The 4,771-nt window shown below is 70.7% G+C and carries 5 protein-coding genes and 1 pseudogene; 3 read left to right on the top strand and 3 right to left on the bottom strand.

From position 1 onward, the window contains the following. Window positions 1–165, top strand: a 165-nt coding sequence (locus ACWCOV_RS41485; RefSeq protein WP_449834880.1) for a 2-C-methyl-D-erythritol 4-phosphate cytidylyltransferase, incomplete at its 5' end; no start/stop codon positions are given. Next, complete coding sequence (gene ispF / locus ACWCOV_RS41490) at window positions 162–632, top strand: 2-C-methyl-D-erythritol 2,4-cyclodiphosphate synthase (RefSeq protein WP_449834876.1); 471 nt, start codon at window positions 162–164, stop codon at window positions 630–632. The genes ACWCOV_RS41485 and ispF, both read left to right, overlap by 4 nt. Here the strand turns inward: ispF and ACWCOV_RS41495 are convergent. Then, window positions 626–1,603: a nitrilase family protein gene (locus ACWCOV_RS41495; protein WP_449834877.1), complete on the bottom strand. Its 978-nt coding sequence runs from the start codon at window positions 1,601–1,603 to the stop codon at window positions 626–628. The genes ispF and ACWCOV_RS41495 overlap by 7 nt on opposite strands. Before the next feature lie 70 nt (window positions 1,604–1,673). Here ACWCOV_RS41495 and ACWCOV_RS41500 point away from each other — a divergent pair, with 70 nt between their 5' ends. Continuing rightward, complete coding sequence (locus ACWCOV_RS41500) at window positions 1,674–2,537, top strand: LysR family transcriptional regulator (protein ID WP_449834878.1); 864 nt, start codon at window positions 1,674–1,676, stop codon at window positions 2,535–2,537. Here the strand turns inward: ACWCOV_RS41500 and ACWCOV_RS41505 are convergent. Next, window positions 2,506–3,858: a M1 family metallopeptidase gene (locus tag ACWCOV_RS41505; RefSeq protein WP_449834879.1), complete on the bottom strand. Its 1,353-nt coding sequence runs from the start codon at window positions 3,856–3,858 to the stop codon at window positions 2,506–2,508. The genes ACWCOV_RS41500 and ACWCOV_RS41505 overlap by 32 nt on opposite strands. Further along, a pseudogene (locus ACWCOV_RS41510) lies at window positions 3,858–4,771 on the bottom strand (amino acid adenylation protein); the annotation flags it as partial. The gene ACWCOV_RS41505 and the pseudogene ACWCOV_RS41510, both read right to left, overlap by 1 nt.

Genomic DNA, 4,771 nt, shown 5'->3' on the forward strand with positions numbered 1-4,771 from the left:
GCGCATGCGGCCGGTGGCGTCGGGGCGACGGATGACGCGATGCTGTGTGAGCGGCTCGGGGTGACCGTGGTGACGGTCGAAGGGTCCGAGGACGCGTTCAAGGTGACGCGGCCGCGGGACCTGCTGCTGGCCGAGGCGCTGCTGGCGGACAGGAGGCTGACGTGAAGGTTCCCAGGGTCGGGACCGGCATTGACGTCCACCCGCTGGAGGAGGGCCGGCCGATGTGGCTGGCCGGCTTGCTGTGGCCGGAGGAGAGGTCCGGACCGTCGGGTCACTCGGACGGCGACGTCGCGGCCCACGCGGTCTGCGACGCGCTGCTCAGTGCGGCGCGGCTGGGCGACCTGGGGTCCAACTTCGGTACGTCGGAGCCCGAATGGGCCGGTGCTTCCGGGGCCGCGTTGCTGGCCGAGGCTGCCCGCCGGGTGCGCGCCGCCGGATTCGAGATCGGGAACGTGTCGGTGCAGATCATCTGCAATCGGCCACGGTTCGCCGGCCGCCGCGAGGAGGCCGAGAAGGCGATGAGCGCCGCGTGCGACGCCGAGGTCTCGGTGAGCGCGACGACGACCGACGGGCTCGGCCTGACCGGCCGCGGCGAGGGCATCGCGGCCATCGCCACGGCGCTCGTCTACTGACCGGGCGGCGTTCGCAGGCTCACCGGGTCGGGTGAGAACCGGGCTGCCCGCGGGTCCAGCTCGTCCCCGGCCGGTTGCGTCAGGACGCCGTACAACTCGGGGCGCCGGCCGCGGAGCCAGCGGCGGCCGGTTGCCAGCGGCACCAGATCCAGGTCGAGGTCGGCGACCACGACGGACTCGGCCGGCGCCGGAGTCTCGGCGACGATCCGGCCGTACGGGTCCAGGATCATCGCGTTGCCGGTGCGGAGCTCGTCGTCGTCCCGGCCGACCCCGTTGCTGAACAGCACGAACAGGCCGTTGTCGTGGGCCCGCGACGGCAGCCAGCGCAGCAGCCAGCCGCGGCCGTTCGGCCCGTTGAAGGCCGCCTCGATCTCGGCCCGGTCCCCGCGCTCCCAGACCTCCAGCGGGATCGGCTTCATCCCGTGCGGGCTGCGGGAGCTGGTGCCGCCGGTCTGGTGCGGGGCCAGCAGGACGGTTGCCCCGAGCAACGCGGTGATCCGGACGTTCTCGACCAGGTTGTTGTCCCAGCAGATCAGGATTCCGGCCCGGAACCGCCAGGGCGTGTCGAACACCGTGTACGACGATCCGCTCGCGATCGCCTCGTGCTCGAACGCATGCAGCTTCCGGTGCACGTGGACGTCCCCGGTCGGCAGGCAGACGGCGTACGAGTTGAAGAGCTTGCCGTCGGCATCCTCCAGGAACCCGACGCCGATCCCGGCGTCCAGCTCCTTGGCCAGGGCAAGGACCCGCTCGATGAGCGGTCCGTCGGCGGGCGAGGCCAGCTCGTGCAGCCGCTCGGCGGTGTGCCGGCGGAGGTGCCAGTAGCCGAGCAGGCACATCTCCGGGAACACGATCAGCTTGGCGTCGTCGGCGACTGCCTGGCGGGCCAGCCGCTCGACGGTCGCCAGGTTGGCGGCCGGCTGGTCCGGCACCGCCTCGAACTGGACGACGGCGCTGCGAAAGAGGTTCATACCCCTATCGAAACGCCGATGCTTCCATGACGTCCAATAGCTGTTTGGTCAGATTCCATATCGTGGAGTTATGGATCTCCGACTGCTCCGGGCGTTCGTCACGGTCGCCCGGCTGCACAACTTCGGGGCCGCGGCCGAGGAGCTGTCGACCAGCCAGCCCGCGCTGACCAAGCAGATCCAGGTGCTCGAGCGCCGGGTCGGCTCGGTGCTGTTCAGCCGCGGCCGGCACGGTGCCCGGCTGACCCCGGCCGGAGAACTGCTGTTTCCTGACGCTCTGGAGTTGCTCGACCGGGCCGAGGCGTTCGACCGCCGGGCAGCCCTGGTCGCAGCGGGTAGCGAGGGGTCGCTGGCGATCGGGTTCGGGCTCTCCGGGATCGACCTCGCGCCGCGAGCTGTCGCGCTCTTCCGTAGCCGCTGGCCCGGTGTCGCGGTGTCACTGGACGACATGTCGTCGGCGGTCCAGTGCGAACGGCTGCTCGCGGGCAGCCTGCAGATCGGGTTCGTCCGGCTACCGGTGCCGGCTGGCCTTGAACACCTGCGGTTACGACGCGACCGGCTGGCTCTCGCGGTCGCTGATGGTGTCGACGTACCGCGTGATGTCGGCGCCTGGCTCGACGGCCGGCCACTCGTCCGGCTGGTCCCGGCGCGGGGTCCGGGGCTGACCGCGCAGATTCAGGGGCTGTACGGCGAGCTCGGTTGCCATCCCGGTGTCCTGCAGGAGGCGGCCGACCTGCAGACCGTGCTGGCCCTGGTCGCGGCCGGCGCCGGGCCCGCCGTCGTACCGGTGTCTGCCGAACGCATCGCGCCGCCGGGGCTTCGTCTCGTGCCGTTGACCGGCCGGGCCGCCACGTGGTGGATCGGCGCGGCTTGGGCCACCAGGACCCCGCTCACCGAGCGCTTCGTCAAGGCCGCTGCCGAGGTCGCCCGGTCTTGAGGGTCGGCAGGTCCGTTGCATCCAGCCACTGTTCGAACAGCTCCCGAACGGCGTCCTCGTCCGGGCTGTACGACACGGCCATCGTGATGAAGTCGTCCGTGGTCACCGAGCCGTGCCGATAGGTCCTGGTCCAGGTCCGCAGCAGGTCGAAGAACGCGTCGTCGCCAAGGTGCTGCCGCAGCGCGTGCAAGGTGATCGCGCCACGCTTGTAGAGCCGGTCGTCGAACATCAGCTCCGGCCCGGGATCCGACAGCAGCAGGTCCTGCGGCAGGCTCTTCAACCGGGAGTGCGCCTTCGACACCTGCTGCGTCGCGGTCAGGCCGCCCGACGCCTCGGACCACAGCCACTCGGCGTAGCAGGCGAATCCTTCGTTCAGCCAGATGTGCTGCCAGCTCGCCGGGGTCAGGCTGTTGCCGAACCACTGGTGCGCCAGCTCGTGCGCGACCAGTCGCTCGGACCCGCGCCGGCCATCCAGATGGTTGCTGCCGAACACCGAGATGCCCTGCGCCTCCAGCGGAATCTCCAACGGGTCGTCCGTGACCACGACCGTGTAGGCGCCGAACGGGTACGGCCCGAACAGCCGGCAGAACAGCTTCATCATGTCCTGCTGCCGGCCGAGATCCACGCGCGCGTTGCGCATCAACGAGGCCGGCAGCACGGCCCGGGTCGTCACCGGTGCCGCGGCCAGGTCGATCGCGTCGTACCGGCCGATCTGCACGGTCGCCAGGTACGTCGCCATCGGCGCGGCCTGGTCGTAGACCCAGGTGGTCCGGCTGGCCTTCACCCGGCGGGACACCAGCCGCCCGTTCGCGACCACGTGGTACGGCGAGTCGGTGGTGATCGTGATCCGGTAGTGGGCCTTGTCGCCGGGGTGGTCGTTGCACGGGAACCAGGTCGCGGCGCCACTCGGCTGGCTGGCGACGATCACGCCTTCGGTGAGCTCCTCCCAGCCCAGCTCACCCCACGGACTGTCCTCCGGCTTGGGGTTCCCGGCGTACTGGACGTCGACGACGAACTCGGCGCCATCCATGATGTTCGCCGAGATGTGCAGCTTGCCGGCCCGGTGCGTGTAGCGCTGCGGGCGGCGGCCGTTCACCGACACCTTCGACACCCGCAGGCCGGCCAGGTCGAAGCTGATCCGGGACAGGGCCTGGTTGGCCACCGCCGTGATGGTCGCCTTGCCGGTCAGCCGGTTGCTGTTGACCCGGTAGTCGAGGTCGAGCTCGTAGGACTCGACGTGGTAGCCGCCATTGCCGTGCGAGGGCACGTACGGGTCGCCTGCGCTCGACGCACCCGGCTGCCCGACGTTGCGGGCAACCATCAGCCCTGCCAGGGTGCGATCGGGTTTCCGGCCCAGCGCGTCCCGGCAGGCACACCTTCACCACGCATCACGAGAGACACCGGCCCGATGGTAGCTCCTGCTCCCACACTCGCGGCCGGCAGGACGATGCCATGGGGCCCGAGGGTCGCCCCCGGCCCGAAGGTGACTGTGCTCATGGAGAGAACTCGATCATGAAAAAGGTGCGTCTGCAGCACGCAACCGCGATTCACCGTGGCGCCGTCGCCGAGGGTGACCAGGTCGGCCTCCGGCAACCAGTACGTCTCGCACCAGACGCCCTTGCCGATCTTGGCGCCGAGGGTCCGCAGCCAGAGGGCGAGGACCGGCGTGCCGGCGGCGGCGTTGGCGAACCAGGGCGCGGCGACCAGCTCGACGAAGCTGTCGACCACCTCGTTGCGCCAGACGAACGAGCTCCACAGCGGGTACTCGACCGCGCGGGTCCGGCCGACGATCACCCACTTGGCGACCGTCGCCATCCCGCCCGCGACCGCGCCGGCGGCGAGGATCACCGCACCGGACAGCAGCACGGTCCACCACGGGCCCAGCCACACGTCCAGCGCCTGCAACGCGAGCAGCACGCCGATCGCGATCGCGACCGTGCACATCATCGGCACGAACCGGCACAGCTCGACCAGCGCCCGCGCGACCTTCAGCTTGAGCGGCGGGTTGAACGTCCGGCTCTGGTCGCCCTCGATCGCCTGGCGCCGCAGCTTCACGGGTGGCGATCCGAGCCACGACGTACCGGCCTTGGACTTCTTCGGGGCCGCGCTCAGCACCGCGACGAGGCCGTTCTTCGGCACGCTGCGGCCCGGCGCCGTCATACCGGAGTTGCCGAGGAACGCGCGCTTGCCGACCTTCGCGCCGGCCACGTGCAGCCAGCCGCCACCCAGTTCGT

It is taken from the genome of Kribbella sp. NPDC002412 (assembly GCF_053592935.1).

Excerpts from the sequence above, each read along its gene's own strand:
- ACWCOV_RS41495 (WP_449834877.1), bottom strand. The coding sequence starts at position 1,603 with ATGAACCTCTTTCGCAGCGCCGTCGTCCAGTTCGAGGCGGTGCCGGAC.
- ACWCOV_RS41500 (WP_449834878.1), top strand. The coding sequence starts at position 1,674 with ATGGATCTCCGACTGCTCCGGGCGTTCGTCACGGTCGCCCGGCTGCAC.
- ACWCOV_RS41505 (WP_449834879.1), bottom strand. The coding sequence starts at position 3,858 with ATGGTTGCCCGCAACGTCGGGCAGCCGGGTGCGTCGAGCGCAGGCGAC.